Genomic DNA, 19,544 nt, shown 5'->3' with positions numbered 1-19,544 from the left:
CTCCTTCGCTGCAAATTTAAACGATGCTTTCAAGTTGATCAGTAGGTGATTTTTCCGGAAATCTGCCAATCGCGCGCACTGTTCGACTGCGACGAAACGCGGCCGAAGGTATCGGACGAGGTTGGCGTACAAGTTCCGCCGCCCTGCCCGAAGTCGATCTGCGTGCTCGTATAGGTACATGCTGTCGAACTCGGCCAAGTCATGCTCACGCCGCCAAATGCCGTATGGTTGGTCAGGTTGAAGACTTCACCGCGCAGGCTGAACTGCGACTGCCGCCAAACCGGGAAGGATCGCATGATCGCCATGTCGGTATTCGACGTATGCGGCGAGGTCAGATGGTACGGCGCGGCATTCTTGATGTTGCCGATCATATCCCTCGGCACCAGCGTGAATCCCTTGATATCGACGTACCGCGGAGAATTCGACATGCCGGCCACGTAGCCTTTGCCGGGCTTGCCGTTGATCTTGATCGGTCCGCCGAAATTCGGGTTATAGGCAACCGAACTACCCGGCGAACCGAGCGAACCGCCAGAGCCGAGCGTGTAAATCCCCGACAGCTTCCATCCACGCGTTACCTGCCGTACATACAGGTTGTTGCCCCCCAGCGAACCGGTGCCGAACGGAAGTTTGTACTCTCCGTATATGCGAAACAGAAGCCGCTGGTCGCCGGAAATCAATGTGTGCTCAATTTCGTCCGTACGGCGGGCAATGCCGTCAAACATAATGTTGGACGGAATGTAATCGCCATTGGCGCGATAGCTTCCGGTGTTGCCCATCGTTTTGCTCCACACAAATGTGGACGTATACGAAAGCCCCCGCCACGGCTGCTGCTTCAACGACATCTGCAGTGCATGGTAGTCGGCATTCGCATACGGTCCGAACATTTGACTGACAGAGCTGTACTGCGGATAGGGATTCAGCATGTGGCTGACCGTCGCCGCGCTGCCACCGTAGCTTGTATACGGAAGCTGGATGCCAGGAAAGCGCGCCTGCGCATCGGCAAGGAAGGTACGGCTGGTCGCCGAATCCGTGTCATTCGGATAATCGGCCAAATACTGACCGATCACGTTATACTTCGCATCCGTGCCCATGTACGACTTCTCGCTCGCCAGAAAGTGCGACGCCGATCCAGCATAGGTAATCGACAGAATCAGTTTGTTCGACAGCGCCTGTTCGACGCCGAAGTTCCAGTTGTACACCGTCGGGACGCGAACGGTGGTTCCCGCCGCCGCCATGGAAACATTCGACGCCGTGCAGCTTGACTTCGAGGAAGTGCAGTCGTTGCCGGTGCTGACCGTCGATACCGGAGTGACCGTGCTCGACCACGCCGGAAGGCTCGTATTCGGAGTCGCAAGCTTGTCGTTCAGATAGTACGCCGGCTGCTCACTATTATCCGTCGAGGAAAATGTGGTCTTCGTTGTAAAACCCGTCGTTCCCGACAGCACGCTCGAGTAACCATTACGGCCGTAGTTGATGCCGAATCCGGCACGAACCACCAATCCCGGGCGAAGCGTATACGCCATACCGAAGCGCGGGGCAAAATTGCCAAGATAGGTCGATCCAGGGGAGCGCCGCCCCACCTGACCCGATCCGTAACCAAGGTAGGCCATGGCGCCACGGTTTTGCGTCAAAGAATTCGTCATCGTCGGATCCATATAGGAGCCGCGATTCTGCACCTCGTAAGGAACCTGATACCAATCCCAGCGCAAACCAAGATTCAACGTCAGGTTCGGCAAGATCTTCCAGTCATCCTGGATATACGGCGAGAAAGACGTGTACCGCGTTCCCAATGTCGAGAAGTTCTGAATGGTTACGCTCCCACTATCCACTGCACCCAACAGGAATGAAGCAAACGGATCACCGGATGCGGAAATCAGGGTTGTGCCGCTCGATGACGAAAACCCTGCCGTCGCCTTGCTGTTGTACGTCAGGCTCAACGGTCCCGCCTGGCCGGCGTTGTTCGAGGTGTTCTTCTGGTAGAGCTGCAAGTCAAGGCCGCCCGTGATCAGGTGCTTGCCATGCGCCCATGAGAGGTCGTCGTGCAACGATCCCTGGTTGTCCAGATCCACCTGCGTGGCCTTGCTGTACCAGGTGGAAGCCCCATATTCTCCGCCCGAGAAAGTGACTCCGGGAAACGCATTGGACGCGTCGCCCGTCGGCAGATTCCCGATGCCCATTGCGGCTGCCGAGTACAACTTGGAGTTAACCTCCGAAGGACTCTTGATCGGAGTATTCGTGCGGACAAATCCGACCTTAAACTGGTTTACCAGATTCGATGTGAAGATGTACGTGTGTTCGAAGATGGCAGAGTTGAAGAACTCCGATACCAGTGTGCCATCCACATACGGCAGGCCCAGCGTCGAGGTGGCCGCATAGTCGTAGCCGATAAATCCGCGTTTGCCCGAGTTGCCGATCAACGAAATACGCTGTTTCTGTGTTACCACGAAGTCGAACCGCTCCGACACTTCATAGTTGCTGTTGCCGGTCGGGTGCGTCATCAACAGGTTGTTCTTGTATACGCCGTCGATGTTCGCATGGGGCAGAAACTGCAGCATGTTCTTGGAAATTGTCGAAATCACCCCCGGACTCATCACGTTGAGTTGGCCGTTGTAGGCATAGGGCTTCACCGTGTAGGTGCTGCCTTTCAACGTCAGAGTGGTCGGATCGTAAATCGGGTAGGTACAGCTAGGAGTCGCTGCGGCCAGTTTCGTTGAATCGCATAATTCCTGGAAATTGCCGCTGCGCATGTTATCCGTCGGAACCGTCTGGAAAAACGGATTCGTGGATTTCGTATAGTGATATAACTCGCCGGCGACGAAGAAAAAGATCTTGTTTTTCTTCAGTGGTCCGCCGATGGTCAGACCCATCTCGGTCTGGTGCTCGGCAGGTTTTGATTCCCGCACTTTTGTTCCATCCGCTTGCGTAACGGTCGTGGCCGGCGCAAAAAATCCCCAGCTATCGAAGGCCGTATTGCGAAGATAGTCGTACAAGCTACCGTGGAAAACATTCGTGCCGTGCTTGATGTTATAGTTTTCCGACCCCAGGCCTGTCTGTGCGGCGTTCGTACCACTCGTCGTCACCTGGAACTGATCGACAGCATCAACTGAAACTGCCAAAGACAGCGGCCGGTTGTCTCCCGTGGAAAATTGCAGACCATCGACGTACACCACAACGCCAGAGTCTGCGTCGCTGTTGTAACCGCCTGCGCCGTTGAAGGTTCCCAAACGGCCGCCGCCTGCTGCGCCAGGAGCCAGGGCAGCAAAGGCCGTCGGATCGCGCGGTGAGCCGCTCATGTTCAGAGGCAGATCCGTGTATGTTTCGTTTTCCATGCTCGTTGTCAAAGTGGCATTCTCTGTCTCTAAAGCCGGAGGTGCAGCAGTTACGGTAATGGTTTCCGTGGTATCACCGACACTCAATTTCACATTAAGGCCAACAACTTGCAGTGCATCAACCGAAACGTTCTGCTGGATATAATTTCTAAATCCATTTTTCTCAATTTCAACCAGATAGATTCCTGGAATCAAAGACGGAACGGAATAATATCCCGCCGAAGTAGACTCCGCTTTCGATACCATTCCTGTATCAACGTTCGTCACAATGATTTGTGCGTGTACGACAACGGCATTTCCTTGATCCGTAATCGTTCCCTGAATCGTGCCGCCGCTTCCAGTCTGCGCATTCATGCATGGCAGACCTAAAAGCAAAAACAAAAAGATAACGAGATATGCCAAATATCCCGTCCTGTACTTTTTTGCTTGAGCCATTTGAGCCTCTCTTAATTTGAAAATCTGCGACGCCGAATCCATCGGCTGGCGCCAAAATCCAATAGGGATTTTGTTCCTAAACAAGGACGGAAACATCCTGATTCCAAGGTCATAGCTCTGTCAAGGCTTTTTTAGTTATCGATACCGGTATCGATAATATATATCTGTTTCAAAAAACAACATAACCGTAAGCCATTCATAGCATATGGTTTACAAATAAAGAAAAATTGCCAGCCTTGTTGAACATGAGGGCGTTAAGTACCGCATTGCGGTACTAGTTAATTAGAGCACGACAAGGATGCATCAGTGTATATGAATGCTGCCTTCTGCTGCCAGCCCATCTCTCCACGATCCACGGCAAGGAGCACGTTTCATAGCGCAATTCCGCCCACCGTCTTTTTGTTAACTCTTTTTTCGCTCTCTTCTTTTACATAAAACGCAGTGACGGTTGACACGTAATATTACTATTGCGTTAGCATGTGAACAGAAATCGCCAACACGCGGCGACCGTGGTGCCCCCTACCCAGCGAGCGTGGTGCCGTTAATACAGCGCTATAGCAAGATTTGGAGCGGTTCTCCAATAGATCTAGCCCTTGTGAGACTGTGCCGGGTGGCTTTTTCTTGAGGAAAAAGCCACGCAGTTGCAGAGGCTCCGGTGGACGGCAATTGGAGAACCGCTATAGCCAACCGAACCGCTTCCATCTTGGACCCCTGGAGCATCTTCCATGCAGCGATTCTTCCCCTTGTTTTTAGAGCACTTTCGGAAGGCACGTAGACTTTTTAAGCGTTGTTCTCTGTGTATTTTTCTTGATAAAAACGCGCTTAGAGACACTTCTTCGGCCTACACCTCATCCGGAAATACTCTAGCGTCTGTTTTTTTTCGCTCTAACCATTTGCCTAGCGGAATAGCCGCCGTATTTGCTGCGCGCGGCAGAACGGGCATGGGGTTGCTTCTGCTCGCTACGCTCTCTCTTCTTACCCCCGGCCAGGCACAAACGGCCAGCAACGGGGTTCTCACGCTGGGCAGCGGATTCTCCAATCCAACCGGCGTGGCAGTGGATGCAAGCGGGAATGTCTTCGTTGCGGACTACCTCCACTCCGAGGTAAAGGAGGTCGTGGCGATCAACGGTGTGGTCTCGACCTCATCCACGGTCAATATCGTCGGCAGCGGATTCTCCGAGCCGTTTGGTGTGGCTGTAGACGCCAGCGGAGACGTCTTCGTCGCAGACGCCGGCCACTCTGCGGTGTATGAGATCGTGGCAAGCAGCGGTGTGGTCTCGCCTTCGTCCACGGTCATAACCATTGGTAGCGGTTTCTCCGAGCCGACAGGCGTGGCGGTGGACGCAAGCGGAAATGTCTTCGTCGCGGACGACGGCTACTCTTTTGTGTATGAGATCGTGGCAAACAGCGGCGTAGTCTCATCCTCGTCCACAGTCAAAACCGTGGGCAGCGGTTTCTCCAATCCGACAGGCGTAGCTGTGGACGCAAGCGGAGATCTCTTCGTCGCAGACTACGGAAACAATGCGGTGAAGGAGATCGTGGCAAGCAGCGGCGTAGTCTCGTCCTCATCCACGGTCAACACACTGGGCAGCGGTTTCTCCGGTCCGTGGAACGTAGCGGTAGACGCCAGCGGAAATGTCTTTGTCGCGGACTCCAGCAACAACGCGGTAAAGGAGATAGTGGCGAGCAACGGCGTAGTCTCGTCCTCATCCACGGTCAACACACTGGGCAGCGGTTTCAATAGTCCATATGGCGTGGCGGTGGATGCCAACGGAAACATCTTCGTCGCAGAATCCTCGAATTCTGAGGCGAAGGAAATTATGCTGGGCACGATGAATTTTGGCACGGTGGGCGTAGGCAGCACCAGCGCAACGGCTCTGATCCCCTTCACCTTCACCTCCTCGGGCACACCCAGCGAGTGGAATGTGCTGACTCAGGGTGCCAGCAGTAAAGACTTCACAGTAGTGAGCGGAAACACAACCTGTTCCCCCTCGACCGACTACGCTTCAGGAGCTTCCTGCGTAGTAGCGGTGCAGTTCAAACCGCTTTACCCCGGCCTGCGCATGGGTGTGGTGCAACTGCTCGACTCCAGCGGCAATATCATTGCCAGCACACACCTCAAAGGCGTCGGATCGGGAGCGCAAGTTGTCTTCCCCAGCAATGACGTGCCATTCACCGTGAGCAGCGGCTTTTCTAATCCGTTCAACGTGGCGGTGGACGCACGCGGAGATGTCTTCGTCGCGGACTTCGGCAACAATGCAGTATATGAGATCGTGGCAACCAACAGCGTGGTCTCGTCTTCTTCCACAGTCAACAGCGTCGGCAGCGGGTTCTCCCATCCATCTGGCGTAGCCGTGGACGCAAGCGGGAATGTCTTCGTCGCAGACACCTACAACTCTGCAGTGAAGGAGATTGTGGCAACCAACGGCGTGGTCTCATCCTCGTCCACAGTCAGCACCGTTGGCAGCGGATTCTCCAAGCCGTATGGCGTGGCGGTGGACGCCAATGGAGATGTCTTCGTTGCGGACTACAACAATTCTGCAGTGAAAGAAATCGTGGCAAGCAGCGGCGTGGTCACGTCCTCATCCATGGTCAACACCGTGGGCAGCGGATTCTCCTATCCAACAGGCGTGGCGGTGGACGCAAGCGGCGATGTCTTCGTCGCGGACTTTCTCCACAATGCAGTGAAGGAGATTGTGGCAACCAACGGCGTGGTCTCGTCCTTGTCCACGGTCAACACATTGGGCAGCGGATTCTCCGGTCCTTGGGACGTGGCGGTGGATGCCAGCGGAAATGTTTTCGTCGCAGACTCCTCCACCTATGGAGACTCATCCAACTTTGTGGTGAAGGAGATCGTGGCAAGCAGCGGTGTGGTCAAATTTTTGGGCAGTGGCTTCTCCTATCCAACAGGCGTAGCGGTGGACACCAGCGGAAATGTCTTCGTTGCGGACTACGACCACTCCGCGGTGAAGGAGATGCCGCTGGCTACAGCGCCCAGCTTGAGCTACGCAACGGCTACATCCGCAGGTATAGAAGACAGCGTTGATGGGACCAAGAGCGTAACGATTGCCAACAATGGCAACGTCGCACTGACCCTTGCTGAAACATCGATTACCGGCACATACAATCCCAGCGTAGGAGAGAACTTTTCCTGGGATAGCGGCTCGACCTGCGAACAGGCCACAAGCGGTACAACAAAGACACTGGTAGAGGGCGCAAGCTGTATCATCGCTATCGACTTTTCACCTCTTTCCAGCACCACTACCGGCGCTGTTTCCAGCAGCGTAACGCTGACCGATACGGCATTGAACGCCAGCTATGCGACACAGACTATCAACCTGAGCGGAAGCGTCGCGCCGCAGTTGACCGCAACCCAATCCGTGGCATCGACTGTGCTGACGCAGAGCCATGCGGCTACTTCGTTCACTCCGGTGATTGGAGCAGGCGGCACAGCGCCGCTTTACTACAGTGTCTCGCCAACTCTTCCGGCAGGCCTGAGCCTGTCCACAACAACAGGCGCCATCACTGGAACGCCGTCAGTGAGCAGTTCCGCCACAAGCTACACAGTGACGGTAACCGACGCCAACAACGCCTCGGCCTCGGCAACATTCAGTTTGACCATTCTTCAAGCCACGCCTACAGTCTCGGTTTGGCCGACGGCTTCCTCAATCTACTACGGTGAAACGTTGGCCTCTTCAACGCTAAGCGGTGGCACAACCTCGGTGCCTGGTATTTTTGCGTGGACAACTTCTAGTACAATGCCCGCCGTGGGCACCACTAGTTATAGCGTGATCTTTATGCCCTCAGATACGACCTATAACAGCGTGACCGGCACAGTGAGCGTAACAACCATCTCAGTAGACTTCAATATAGACTCCAGCAATACAAACTCCAGCAGTGCGCCGACGCAAACGGTAGTTCCGGGGGGCAGCGCCAACTATGCATTTACTTTGACCCCAACCAGCGGAAGCTTTCCCTATGCGGTCACTTTCAGCGTTAGCGGCCTGCCAGAGGGCGCTACGGCCACCTTTTCGCCAAGCACGATTACAGCGGGAAATGGAACGACCAACGTCACGCTCACCATCCAAACGGCCAACACCACAGCGCAGTTTGAGCAGAAGAAGCTTGCCGGCAAAGCCATGCCTCTTGCTCTTGCATTGTTGCTTGTACCGCTGTGGAGAGGGCGTCGCCGGGCACGGCATTGGTTTGTGCTGGCAATCATGCTGGGCAGCCTGGCGGTTTCAGCCGCGCTAACTGGATGCGGCGGCGATTACTTTGCGCAGAGCAGCAAAAGCTACTCGGTCACTGTAGCCGTAACCAGCGGAAACGTTGTACACAGCAACGCGATCACACTCAACATCGAGTAAGCCGATTCGCTGAAAGCTCACCTCTGTAGAACAGCTCTTCCCTCTTGCGGATGCAGAACTGTTCTACAGAAGTTTCACAACGTTATTGCTACATATTTCTTTGCATGAGCTCCGGGTTAAAGAGCCTCTCGATCACGGCAGAGGTAGCGGCTGAGGAAGTAGAGCGGAATGCCGGTAAGAACCAGAATCAACCCTGGCCAGGTGAACTGCGGTTTGTAGAGCAGCAGCACTATGCAGATTGCCGTGGCCAGCACAATGTAAATCGCGGGCAAAACCGGATAGCCCCATGCGCGGTAGGGACGCTCTGCATCAGGCTGTTTCACGCGCAGCACGTAGATGCCAAGGATGGTCATCATGTTGAACATGAGCACGGCAAAGATGATGTAGTCGAGCAGTTGTGCATAAGAACCAGAGAGGCACAGCACCATGGCCCAGCCCGCCTGCACCAGCAGGCCCGTCGTCGGTGTGCGAAAGCGGGGATGCAGGCGACCGACGGCTGGAAAGAAGAGCCGGTCGCGGCTCATTGCCAGATAAACGCGCGCACCTGCCAGCGAGAGTCCATTGACGCAGCCGAAAGTGCTGATCAAAATTGCTCCTGCCATCAAGAATGCGCCGGTCGTGTGGAAGATCTGTTCAAGTACGGCGGTGCCAACGCGGTCGTCTGCGGCAAACTGAATGCCGCGCGCTGCAATGGTTGCTCCATGCGGATCGCCCACGAGCGGAAGCACCATCATGTAGCCGAGCGTGGCCAGAATGTAGCAGGTGAGCACGAATCCGACGCCCAGCACGAGGGAAAGCGGAAGCGTGCGTTGCGGATCGCGCACCTCACTGGCCGTGAAAGTGATGTTGTTCCAGGAGTCAGAAGAAAACAGCGACCCCACCTGCGTGACGCCAAGCGCGATCAACACATTGACCCAAAGTGCGCCGCCATGCGCGAGCGCCAGTGGATGCAGGGTTGACCACCCTGCACCATGGAAGAATGCCGCGCCAAAATTGGCGTGCAACGCTTCGTGATTGACACCCACACTGAAGGTGACAAGAATCAGCGCCATGAGCGAGATGGATTTGGCAGAGGTAAATACGTTCTGCACCATTGCGCCCAGCGCAACACCGAAGCAGTTGACCACTGCCAACAGAACAATCACGGCAATGGCCACCAGATTCGCGGTGTTCAGGCCGATCTCCATGTTGCCGACCTCGATGGAGCCCATGCGCAGCGCGGGAACGTGCGCAATGTGCCAGATCCAGTGCGTGGTAGAGATGGAGGGATAGAGAATGCCCAGAAATTTTCCGAAGGCCACGGCAACAGCCGCAATCGATCCGGTCTGGATGACGGTGAAAAAAGTCCATCCATAGAGAAAGCCCCAGAGTGGTCCGAAGGCCTCTCGCAGATAGACATATTGACCTCCGGCATGCGGCATCATTGCCGCCAGTTCGCCGTAGCTGAGCGCTCCAATCATGGTGATGAGCGCGGTGATCACCCAGGCCAGCACCAGCAGCGCTGGCGAACCGAGAGTGCGTGCCATGTCTGCCTCGACAATGTAAATGCCGGAGCCGACCATGGAACCGATAACAAGTGCAGTGGCGCTGAACAAACCCATGCCTGAGATCAGGCCGGTGGCAGTCAGTCGCGGTGAGGTCGCCAGAAAAGCTTCATGCGGGGAAGTGGGCGTCTTCGGTGTCTGTGCCATGTACGTATGTTCTATCGCTGGATGGATCAAGATGGTATGAGTGCGCGGCGCATGTGTGAAAACATGCGCCGCGTGCTCGTTAACGTGGGCAATTGCCGAGCTGCGTATTTACCGCTGGCAAAGGCATAGGAGTGGGCGCAAGTGCTTCCCACTCTTCGAGCGCAACACCTGCGTTACGATTGGACTTGCCAGAAGCCGTAAACTCCACGCGCAGGCATGCGGTTGTGACGGGTGTAAATGCAACGTCAACAAAATACTCCGTGGTGATTGCATCGCGCTGCGTTTCGCTCACGGGCTCCCATGCAGAACCATTCCAGTATTTGATCTGCAAGTTTGCGGGTGGTGCAACGCCATCCTCCGCACCAGCATCGTGATCTGCCCAAAAACGCAGTCGTGTGCCGTTGAGCGTAACAAGCTTGCTCCATGCATATTCAACCCACGGCTTGGAGGGAATCTCTTGTGGCTTCCACGTAGACCACATCTCTGGCGGCAGAGGATCGGCCGGTACCCGTTCATCGTTGAGCGCCTTGATCCAGAACTGCGTAGCGATGGGTTCGTTCGATGCTGAGGCAAAGGCCGCAGGCGCGATGTTGCGGCTGGGCGCGCGTGAGGCTTGCGGTGCACGCGTGGGAATGACCTTGCGAATCGTAGCAGGCGTTGTACTGTCGTCCCATTCGAGTTTGTCGATGGCTACGCTGCGGCGGAAGTGACCTCCACCCTTGGCATCGGCCGTGTGGTAGATGAGATACCACTGCTTGTTGAACTCGATGATGCCCTCATGCGAAGTCGTCGATGAGACTGGACCGAGCAGCACGCCGCGATAGGTCCACGGCCCCAGCGGCGAATCACTCGTGCCGTAAGCCAGACAGGCGTGATAGAGCGTGGGTGTACACTCCGGCCCAACGAGATTAGACGCATAGGAAAGGTAATAGGTTTTGCCGCGCTTAAAAAGCCATGCTGCTTCAAAGAACCCCTTGAGCGAAGAGACGTGCACAACAGGGCCGATGGGGGTGATCATATCCTGTGCAAGCTCGACGCCGAGCAGTTGGCCAAAGGTGCCCCAATACATGTAGACCCGGCCATCGTCATCCACCATCACCGTGGGATCGATGTTCTGAATGCGGCTGGCCTCGGGCATGGCCTGAGATGCGATGGGGCCGGAGGGATGCGCATCTTTCCATGGTCCCAAGGGGGAATCGGCCACGGCTACGCCAACGCCGAAGGGATCATGAAATTTGTCGGTAGCCTGTGCAACCGGAGCATAAAAATAGAAGCGATGATCATGCCCTTCCACGATCTGTCCGGCATAGGCGCGGCCCGGTGCAGCCCAGTGAAAAAGCTGCTCAGGGCGCGTCAGATGAGGATAGTGAATCCATTTGCCTGAAGCTACATCCTTGGTGGCAAAAATCTGCCACTCATTCATGATGAAGTCATTCACGTCGGCAGGCGCTTCATCGCGACCAGCCAGGATGTAAAGCGTATCGCCTGCCACCAGCGGCGCGGGATCCGCAGAGTAATACGAACCATCAACAAGAATCGGATTGCCGTTCGAGTGGAAGGGCACGCCTGCAGGCTGTTGCGCACAAAGTGAAGCAAGCCCGAGGCAGAAAAGGAAAATTGAGCCAACAGAAAACTTCGGTTGCATCAAGCGGGGCCTTTCGCTAAGTGAAAGCGGGCACGCATGCGGCATGCGTGCCCGTCGTGGCTATGCCTGCTTTTGCCAGTACACCGAGTAGCGCTCGTCCAGAACACGATAGAGCGGCTTGAGGATAAAGTTCTTCTTCTGACCCACAGTCTCGAAGACAAGCTCGTCGCCCTCGACCTTGCGCACCCAGTTGGCATCGCTTCCAGAAAACGTCGGCATCGGCAGCGCGGGCAACTGGCCCATGTCCGGGCCTTGTCCAGCGTCGATCATGGCTCGGCTCAGCCCATCGCGGCCCATGCAGGCCACCAGAACCAGCGGCCCGTAAGCCAACGTGGCCAAATCAGGACTGCCCGGCACACTTTCCTGCCGCAGGCTCATGGGCAGGCTGAGGGTAATGCTGTCGCCAGCCTTCCATGCGCGCGTCAACGTGATGTAGCCATCCTTGTCGACCGTGGCCGCAACCTCTTCCTTATTGATCTGCACGCTCACCTTTGCGGCCCAGCGCGGGGCGCGAATCTTGAGCGCAAAGGGTTGGCTGAGTGCGCCATGCAGCGTAATCGTCGTAGCTTCTTCCACAGGGAAGTTGGTCTTCTGCACGATGTGCGCTTCCTTCTCGGGCCAGTTCAGCTCGGAGGCAACAAACTGGTTCACATAGAGCGTGGCGTCCTCGTGGAAGTAGATCGTGTCCACCAGCTTGGCGTACTCTTCCGCGCCGCTTCCGGTGCAGCAGAGGTTGGCCTCGTAGGGATCGCCGAAGGTCTTCCATCCGCCCGGAATGGTGGGCACATAATACATAGTCATTCCGTCGTCGTCCATGGTGCCGGCGCGCACGTTCCACAGCAGCTTTTCGTAGTAATCCATCCACGCCGCCTGCGGGTTCCACCCGTAGAGGTGGCGCGTCAGCTTGAGCATGTTATAGCTGCAACAACACTCCTGTCCACCGGGCGCCAGATGCGTGCCCGCCGTGTCTGGGTCGCTCCATCCTTCGTTGTTGTTCGAGGTTCCACCAGGCGCAAAGCTGTGATGCTCGGCCACGGTGTGCCAGAAGTATTCGGCCAGGTCGCGATAGCGCTCGTCACCGCTCATCTCATAGCCACGCGCCGCGCCAATCACCTTGGGGATATTGGTATTCGAGTGCAGCCCGGCTAGCTTGTCTTCGTGGGCCGCGAGCGGCTTGAAGAAGTCCTTGTGCTCGAAGCGATAGCCAGCATCCAGATACTTCTTTTCCCCGGTAATGGCATAGAGGTTGAACATGACTTCATTCATGCCGCCATGTTCGGTTTTGAAGACCTTTTCCAGCTCCTCATCGCTGAGCGGCTTGGTCCACTCAATGGCCCATCCCGCCATGCGCTTGCAGGTTTCAAGCGCCGTCAGGCTGCCGCAGTGCGCGTACATGTCCAGATGGCCAGCCATGATTTTGTGATAGGTGTAGAAGGGTGCCCAGACGTGTTCATGCGCCTTAAGGCGGTCATAGAAATTCTCAGGATATGCGCCCAGATAGCCATTGGGTTGCTGGCATTCGGCCAGCATGTTCACCAGGTTCTCGGCCTTCAGGCGCAGCGAATCATCGCCGGTAGAGGCGTACATAAGCGCGCAGGCGGAAAGATAATGTCCGCCTGCAAGGTGGCCGCGCAATTCGCAGTCGGGCGCTTCCCATCCACCCAGCGGTTGTGCCGTCGATGGCTTGCCTGCCGTAAGTCGAAAACTGTGCGCCAGTCGGTCATTCGACAGCATGAACAGATACATGCGGTCGCGTTCCTGCAGCTCTTTCAAGTAGCCAGAGCGCAGACGCACCTGCTGCATCGGAAACGGACTGGCCTTCCACTGGATCTTTTCAAAACCATGCCGGTCGATCGAGGCAGGCACATCCGTAGACGCATCTTGTGCGAGCGCGCGCAGCGCCGGGTGCAGCAAAGACCCGGAAGCCGCAAGCAGTGAGCTAGTGCGTAAAAAATCTCTTCTCGTCGGAATCATCGGAACACTCCTAGTGTTTTGCGGCATCGTCTGCAATCAGATGCACAGTGGTCGGGGTTTTGCCTAACTCAATGGCATAGGCCTTGCGCTCCAGGGCCAACTGCGTGGCGGGATGAAGCGCAGTGGCCTTGGCCGTGGTGGATTCAATGCGCAAATAGGCCTTGGGTGTAAAGGCATCGGCAGCGTCAAGCTGCACATCGATGGCATGCGTTTTGGTGTTATAGCGCAGGCTGGAAAAACGTCCGCCATCCAGTGTAATCCAGGCCGCCAGCGGAGCCACAAAGATGCGCTGGCGCATGGCATCACGCGGGGTAAGAATCACCGTGTCGCCTTCGGTTTTCACATTGCCACCAAAGGCCAGCCAACCGAATTCACTGTCTTCGGTCAGATACGTTGCCGCAGCCAGAGCGTGTCCCAGAAAATTCGGACCGTAGTCGCCCGAGTAAGGATCATAGGCCATCTTGTCCGGATAACTGTGGAAGGCGGCCGAGGCAAATCCCTCCTGATCGATGTTGGTCAGCGCGCCCATGTTGCCGCCGTAGCCCACGCGCAGCAGATAGAGGTCGTCAGGATGATGGCGATAAGCATCCAGCAACGGAATCGCATTCAACCCCGAGCCGTAATGATGCATCTGCCGTTCAATGCGCGGGTACTTGCCTCCGTAGAGAAAATCCCAGTAACGACGCGCATTGCCGTTATAACCCCAACTGGGAATCGTCGGCATATAACCGGTAATGGCGTCCACGGTCACCTGTGCCTTGTCGGCAAAGCCGAAGCGCTGGCACCAGTCATAGACCTCTTCCTGGCCGGTTGAGTCCCAAGGCATTTCGCTGCCGAAAGGATAGGCCTGCTGCCGCCAGGCATCAGCGCGTGCGCGCATGGCCGCTTCAAGTTTGTCGGCCTTTGCGCTCTCGCCCTCGTTGCGCAGATCGTCCAGCACATCGACGAAGATTGTGCCTTCCATCTGCCCCAGCGAGGCCTGTCCATCGGCAAAGTGCAGCATGGCCTGAATCGTCTCGTAAGCCTGATTCAAATACCAGTCGGCAGGATGATGCGTTGCCAACCCCGGATGGTTGCGCGCGATCCGGTAGAGCGCCCAATAGGCTGCCACCACGTGCGGATAGTTATAGGAACGCCAGACGCCGGCCGCATCATCCTTCTTCCAGCTCTCCCAGGTTGACCAGTCGATCTTGGGATCATAGGAACCTGCGGGCAATTCATCGGGCGCGTAGTAGAAGAGGCTGCGCCGTACGCCGTACTTCTGCGGTCCATCGCTATTTTGCAGATGCCCCCACAGAACGCCATCGACGAAGGCTTCGAGTTGTGCAACCTGCTTCTGGTCAGGCCGTGCGTACTCCTGCATGGCCGCGGCAAGCCACGAGCCTGCACCACCCTCATCGCTCAAACCTGCAATCCATACCCGCTGGTCCTGCAAAACCTGTGCGTTGGCCTCGCGGTCATAACTGATGATCGACGGTGCGCGATGAAATGGATCATCCTTTTGATCGAACCACTGTTTAGTGAAGAGAAAATGTCCCAGATCATCGACAGCCTGGCTGGCCGGTTTGATCACGCGATAGTGAATACTCTCGGTTGAACCGTCAGCGTACGTAACGATGAGGCGCGCGCGACCCCACTGCTTGCCACGAAGCGTGTAGCGCAACCAGCCATGCGCGGTTGTGCCGTCGGCCTGAATCTCCATGGCCCCTGCGGGTTCAACTGCGATAAAGCGTACTGCTTGCGCCGCATGCAAGTAGAGTTGCGCGTCAATATCCTCGGGCAACACATAGCCGGGCACACCCACCGCAACCGGGCGTTGTGCGGCGATCAGCGTTTTTTCAATGTCGCGGATGGAATCAGAAACCAGAAAGCGCAGGCCAAAGCTGCGCGTCTCTCCGGGAGCAAGCATAAAGCTGGTGGCCGGATTCCATTCCTGCACGCCCTTCCACTCGTTCTGTTGGTAAGCAAGCGAGGCGCTCATCCATTCGTAGAAGCCTTCAAATGTTTGTTGGCGCGGCGTTTTTTCTTCGAATGCGGCGGCGTCGGCTGAAACTTTTTCGTGGCGCGGCGCATTGTCGAGCAGCCGGTAAGCCTCAAAAGGCGTCTTGCCATCGGGTACCACCAGCAGCGCCGGACCGTGCCCATCAAGACGCGTCACCTGCACGTAGCCAGCGTCAAGCGCAATCGATGGATCAGAGAAGTTGGCCAGCGCATGGGCCTCTTCCAGCGAGCGGCCGGTCAGCACATTGTTGAAGACCATCGGAATGCCAAGCGCACCAATCTCGATGGCGCGCGTGCCGGGATTATGCAGCGTAAAACGCAGCACCAAATGCCCGTCTTCGATGGTCCAAAGGCGCGTTGCCCGCAGAGGAAAATCGGCGGCAAAGGTCGGAGCCAGATCGTCCCGCTCAAGCTCGCCGGGATTGGGCGCAAGTGGAATCACCGGATGGCGTTCATGCGCCGTGGAAAAGCTCTGCCAGTGCTCATTGCCCGCTGTGCGCAGGCGCAGATTCAGATCGCCCAAGTGATAGTAGCCGTCAACCGAGCGGGCAGCCAGCAGATCGAAGGGCGAGAAGTCGTAACTCTTCGGCGCATGCGGATCTTTGGAGGCTTCCAGCGGCGCTTCCAGTCCGGCAACGGTTCCCGAGGAGCGCATCAGTGTCAGATTCAACCCAGGCGTCTGATAGTGAGCCACACCCTGGTCGAAGAGTGGGCCCAGATGCGGCGCGCGCCCCGCCGGGTATTGCGCGGCAAGCGGAAGCCCTGCAACCAGCACAACGGCCAGTGCGAGCGGACGGAAGGAAGAAGAGATCAACAAGGTGCCTCCCTGGGGATAGAGCAAATTCTGTGAGCCGATGCGTCAGTCAAAAATAATTTACAGCATCAACATGGTCTGATTGTATTCAAACTTGTATACTTTGCGAAAGACACGCCAAGTATTTTTCTATTTGGCCGCTTGTTCCAAGCAATTGCAAGACGCAAAGGGCAGGCCAAGGCCGAATGGAAGGCCATGAATCGAGAAAAAACAGCACTTTACGAGCGAGACCGATGGAAGACAGCTTTGTACCAGCTTCGATTGCCGTGATTGATTCGCACACTGCGGGTGAGCCGACCCGTTGCGTGCTGGGGGAGTTTCCCGAGCTGGGTTCGGGCTCCATGGCCGAGCGTGTGGCTCTGCTGCGCCAGAATTACGACTACCTGCGCCGTGCGATTCTCTGTGAGCCGCGTGGCTCCGATGTACTTGTAGGGGCCTTTCTGCTGGAGCCGGTGGATCCAACCTGCGCGGCAGGCATGATCTTTTTTAACAACGCAGGCTATCTGGGAATGTGTGGCCATGGCACCATCGGCGTGGTTAAGACACTGGCGTATATGGGCCGCATCCGGGCCGGCGTACATCGGCTGGAGACGCCAGTTGGCGAGGTGGAAGCCACGCTTGCGGCCGATGGCGCGGTGACCATCCACAACGTTCCTGCCTATTGTTATCGTGCGGCAGTGCCGGTCGAAGTTCCCGGCTATGGCGTGGTGACGGGCGACATTGCCTGGGGCGGCAACTGGTTTTTTCTGGTGCCCAACCACGGCAAGCAGTTGGTCATTGAGCATGCCGACAGCCTGAGTGAGTTTACCCGGGCGATCCGCAAGGCGCTTGAAGCACAAGGCATTACCGGCGAAGATGGAGCCGAAATCGACCACGTGGAACTCTTTGCCGCGCCGAGCGATGCGGCCAACCATAGCCGCAATTTTGTTATGTGCCCGGGCAATGCCTATGATCGCTCGCCCTGCGGCACCGGAACCAGCGCCAAGTTGGCCTGTCTGGCTGCTGCGGGCAAGCTTGCCCCGGGCGCGCTCTGGCGGCAGGAGGGCATTCTGGGCACAGTCTTCGAGGGCTATTACGAGCTGGATCCCGCCCAACCCGGAAAGATTCTGCCGCGCATTCGCAGTACGGCCTCGGTAACGGCGGAAAGCCGCCTGATCTTCGAGGAGAATGACCCATTTCGTCTGGGGGTTCCAGCATGCATATAAAAGACCAGCAACGCTACGACGTAGTGGTGATCGGCGGCGGCATCGTCGGTGCCAGTTGCACGCTGGCCTTGGCGCGTGCGGGGCTGCGTGTGGCCGTGGTGGAAAAGGAATGTTGGGGCAGTGGCGCGACCGCGGCGGGCATGGGCCATCTGGTCATTCTTGACGGCAACGAGGCCGAATACGCGCTCAGCAGCTACTCGCAGGCTCTTTGGCATGCACTGGGACCAAAGCTTCCTGAAGGCGCTGAGTTCCGCTCACCCGGCACTGTGTGGATGGCCGCCGATGACGAGGAAATGGTCGAGGCCGAGCGCAAATTCAACTATCTGACGGAGCGCGGTTTGCCCGCTCGCCTGCTTTCCGCCGCCGAACTGAAAGCCGAGGAACCCGAGCTGTGCGCAGGGCTTGCCGGAGGCTTGCTGGTACCCCGCGATTCGGTCGTCTTTCCGCCGATGGTGGTCAAAGCCATGCTGGAAGAGTCTGCCAGCCTCGGCGCGACCCTACTGCTTGGTTCGGCCTGTACGCATTTGGCAGACGGCGAAGCGCATCTGGCCGATGGCACCGTGCTTTACGCGACCCATCTGGTAAATGCCGGTGGAGCGCAGGCTGGCTCCGTCATGCCCGGTCTGCCGGTCAAGCCGCGCAAAGGCCATCTCGCCATTACCGACCGCTACCCGGGATTTCTGCATCATCAGGTTGTTGAGCTCGGCTACATGAAGAGCGCCAAACAGCTCACCGCCGAATCGGTAGCCTGCAACGTACAGCCGCGTGCTACGGGGCAGATCCTGATTGGTTCCTCGCGCCAGTTTGGCCAGGATGGAACCGAGATCGACCATGCTTTGCTCGGCAAGATGTTGCGCCGTTGCACTCAATATTTGCCCGGTCTGGAGAAGTTGCAGGTCATCCGCACCTGGACCGGCTTCCGCGCCTCAACGCCCGACAAGCTGCCGCTGATTGGACCCGATCCGCGCGACAGCTCACTCTGGCTGGCCACCGGCCACGAGGGGCTAGGCATTACCACTTCGCTGGCGACGGCCGAATTGCTTGCTTGCGCGCTCACCGGGCGCGCTCCAGCAATTGACCCGACGCCGTATCTTCCCGCTCGGCTGCTCGAGCCAATCCCATTGAACACCCACAAGGAGAACCTATGAACTGGACTGGCGTTATGCCCGCAATGACTACCGCTTTCACCCCCAACGACAAGCTCGACACGGCCTTCATCGCACGCCATGCACAGTGGCTTATTGAAAATGGCTGCACGGGCATCGTCAGTCTTGGCTCACTCGGCGAGGCCGCCACGCAGACGCTGGCGGAAAAGAAGCTTCTGCTTGAGACGCTGGTCAAGGCTCTGGACGGGAAGGCTCCCGTGGTTGCCGCCATCTCCGCGCTTTCCACCAGCGAAGCCGTTGAGCTGGCCAAAGTGGCCGAGAGCGTTGGCTGCGCTGGCCTGATGGTTCTGCCGCCCTACGTTTATCTGAGCGACTGGCGCGAGACCAAGGCGCACGTGGGCGCAATCTTCAACGCCACCAAGCTCGAATGTCTGCTCTACAACAATCCGGTTGCCTACGGCACCGACTTCCTGCCGGCGCAGATCGCCGAACTGGCCGCCGAGTACTCGAACCTGGTTGCCGTCAAGGAGTCCTCCACCGATGTGCGCCGCGTGAGTGCAATTCGCGCTCTGCTCGGTGATCGTCTGACGATCTTCGTGGGCGTAGACGACAGCATTGTCGAGGGAATCAACGCAGGCGCCACGGGCTGGGTTGCTGGCCTTGTGAATGCCTTCCCGCGTGAGTCGGTTGAGCTGTTTAATCTGGCCAGCGCCGGCAAGAAGGAAGAAGCCTTCGAGCTCTATCGCTGGTTCCTGCCGCTGCTGCGCATGGATACGGTGGCCAAGTTCGTGCAGCTGATCAAGCAGGTGCAGCAGGAGATTGGCATTGGTTCGGCCCGTGTGCGTGCACCGCGCCTGGTCGTGGTGGGCGATGAGCTGGAAAACACGCGCAAGATCGTTGCCTTCGCGCAGGCCAACCGTCCCAAGACGGCCATTGCCAGCACACCGTTCACGCTTTAAATCACACGGTTTTGCCAA

General features: G+C 57.2%; 9 protein-coding genes and 1 pseudogene. 4 read left to right on the top strand and 6 right to left on the bottom strand.

What is annotated here, in order from left to right:
• Positions 1-38 precede the first annotated feature (38 nt).
• Together ACOBR2_RS07065 and ACOBR2_RS07060 are read right to left on the bottom strand one after the other, a co-directional pair.
• Positions 39-3,329, bottom strand: a complete 3,291-nt coding sequence (locus ACOBR2_RS07065; protein WP_420239989.1) for a TonB-dependent receptor domain-containing protein — start codon at positions 3,327-3,329, stop codon at positions 39-41.
• A 96-nt stretch (positions 3,330-3,425) separates the two neighbouring features.
• Positions 3,426-3,683: pseudogene (locus tag ACOBR2_RS07060) on the bottom strand (carboxypeptidase-like regulatory domain-containing protein); the annotation flags it as partial.
• Positions 3,684-4,705: 1,022 nt separating this feature from the next.
• On the opposite strand from ACOBR2_RS07060, the gene ACOBR2_RS07055 reads away from it, so the two are divergent.
• On the top strand, positions 4,706-8,131 hold the full coding sequence (locus ACOBR2_RS07055; protein ID WP_420239328.1) for a putative Ig domain-containing protein: 3,426 nt from the start codon (positions 4,706-4,708) through the stop codon (positions 8,129-8,131).
• 116 nt (positions 8,132-8,247) lie between these two features.
• Here the strand turns inward: ACOBR2_RS07055 and ACOBR2_RS07050 are convergent, their stop codons facing one another.
• The 4 genes from ACOBR2_RS07050 to ACOBR2_RS07035 all read right to left on the bottom strand — a co-directional run bounded on the left by ACOBR2_RS07050 (position 8,248) and on the right by ACOBR2_RS07035 (position 16,259).
• Complete coding sequence (locus ACOBR2_RS07050; protein WP_420239327.1) at positions 8,248-9,822, bottom strand: APC family permease; 1,575 nt, start codon at positions 9,820-9,822, stop codon at positions 8,248-8,250.
• A gap of 79 nt (positions 9,823-9,901) precedes the next feature.
• Positions 9,902-11,386: a family 43 glycosylhydrolase gene (locus ACOBR2_RS07045; RefSeq protein ID WP_420239326.1), complete on the bottom strand. Its 1,485-nt coding sequence runs from the start codon at positions 11,384-11,386 to the stop codon at positions 9,902-9,904.
• Between the two features lie 141 nt (positions 11,387-11,527).
• Entirely contained in the window at positions 11,528-13,441 is a 1,914-nt protein-coding gene (locus ACOBR2_RS07040; protein WP_420239325.1) for a beta-L-arabinofuranosidase domain-containing protein, read from the bottom strand.
• A 10-nt stretch (positions 13,442-13,451) separates the two neighbouring features.
• Positions 13,452-16,259: a DUF5695 domain-containing protein gene (locus ACOBR2_RS07035; protein WP_420239324.1), complete on the bottom strand. Its 2,808-nt coding sequence runs from the start codon at positions 16,257-16,259 to the stop codon at positions 13,452-13,454.
• 230 nt (positions 16,260-16,489) lie between these two features.
• Here ACOBR2_RS07035 and ACOBR2_RS07030 point away from each other — a divergent pair, with 230 nt between their 5' ends.
• The 3 genes from ACOBR2_RS07030 to ACOBR2_RS07020 are packed head-to-tail and all read left to right on the top strand — an operon-like array spanning position 16,490 to position 19,526.
• Positions 16,490-17,461: a proline racemase family protein gene (locus ACOBR2_RS07030; RefSeq protein WP_420239323.1), complete on the top strand. Its 972-nt coding sequence runs from the start codon at positions 16,490-16,492 to the stop codon at positions 17,459-17,461.
• Positions 17,452-18,609, top strand: a complete 1,158-nt coding sequence (locus ACOBR2_RS07025; protein ID WP_420239322.1) for an NAD(P)/FAD-dependent oxidoreductase — start codon at positions 17,452-17,454, stop codon at positions 18,607-18,609. The genes ACOBR2_RS07030 and ACOBR2_RS07025 overlap by 10 nt, the downstream gene beginning before the upstream one ends.
• A complete protein-coding gene (locus tag ACOBR2_RS07020; RefSeq protein WP_420239321.1) occupies positions 18,606-19,526 on the top strand; it encodes a dihydrodipicolinate synthase family protein in 921 nt (306 codons plus the stop codon). The genes ACOBR2_RS07025 and ACOBR2_RS07020 overlap by 4 nt, the downstream gene beginning before the upstream one ends.
• The last annotated feature ends 18 nt before the right edge of the window (positions 19,527-19,544 follow it).

Origin of the sequence: Telmatobacter bradus, assembly GCF_048629425.1 — a bacterium.
GTDB classification, from domain to species: domain Bacteria; phylum Acidobacteriota; class Terriglobia; order Terriglobales; family Acidobacteriaceae; genus Telmatobacter; species Telmatobacter bradus.
The sequence above is the reverse complement of the archived record's forward strand: the minus strand, read 5'-3'. Positions and strand labels throughout refer to the sequence as shown.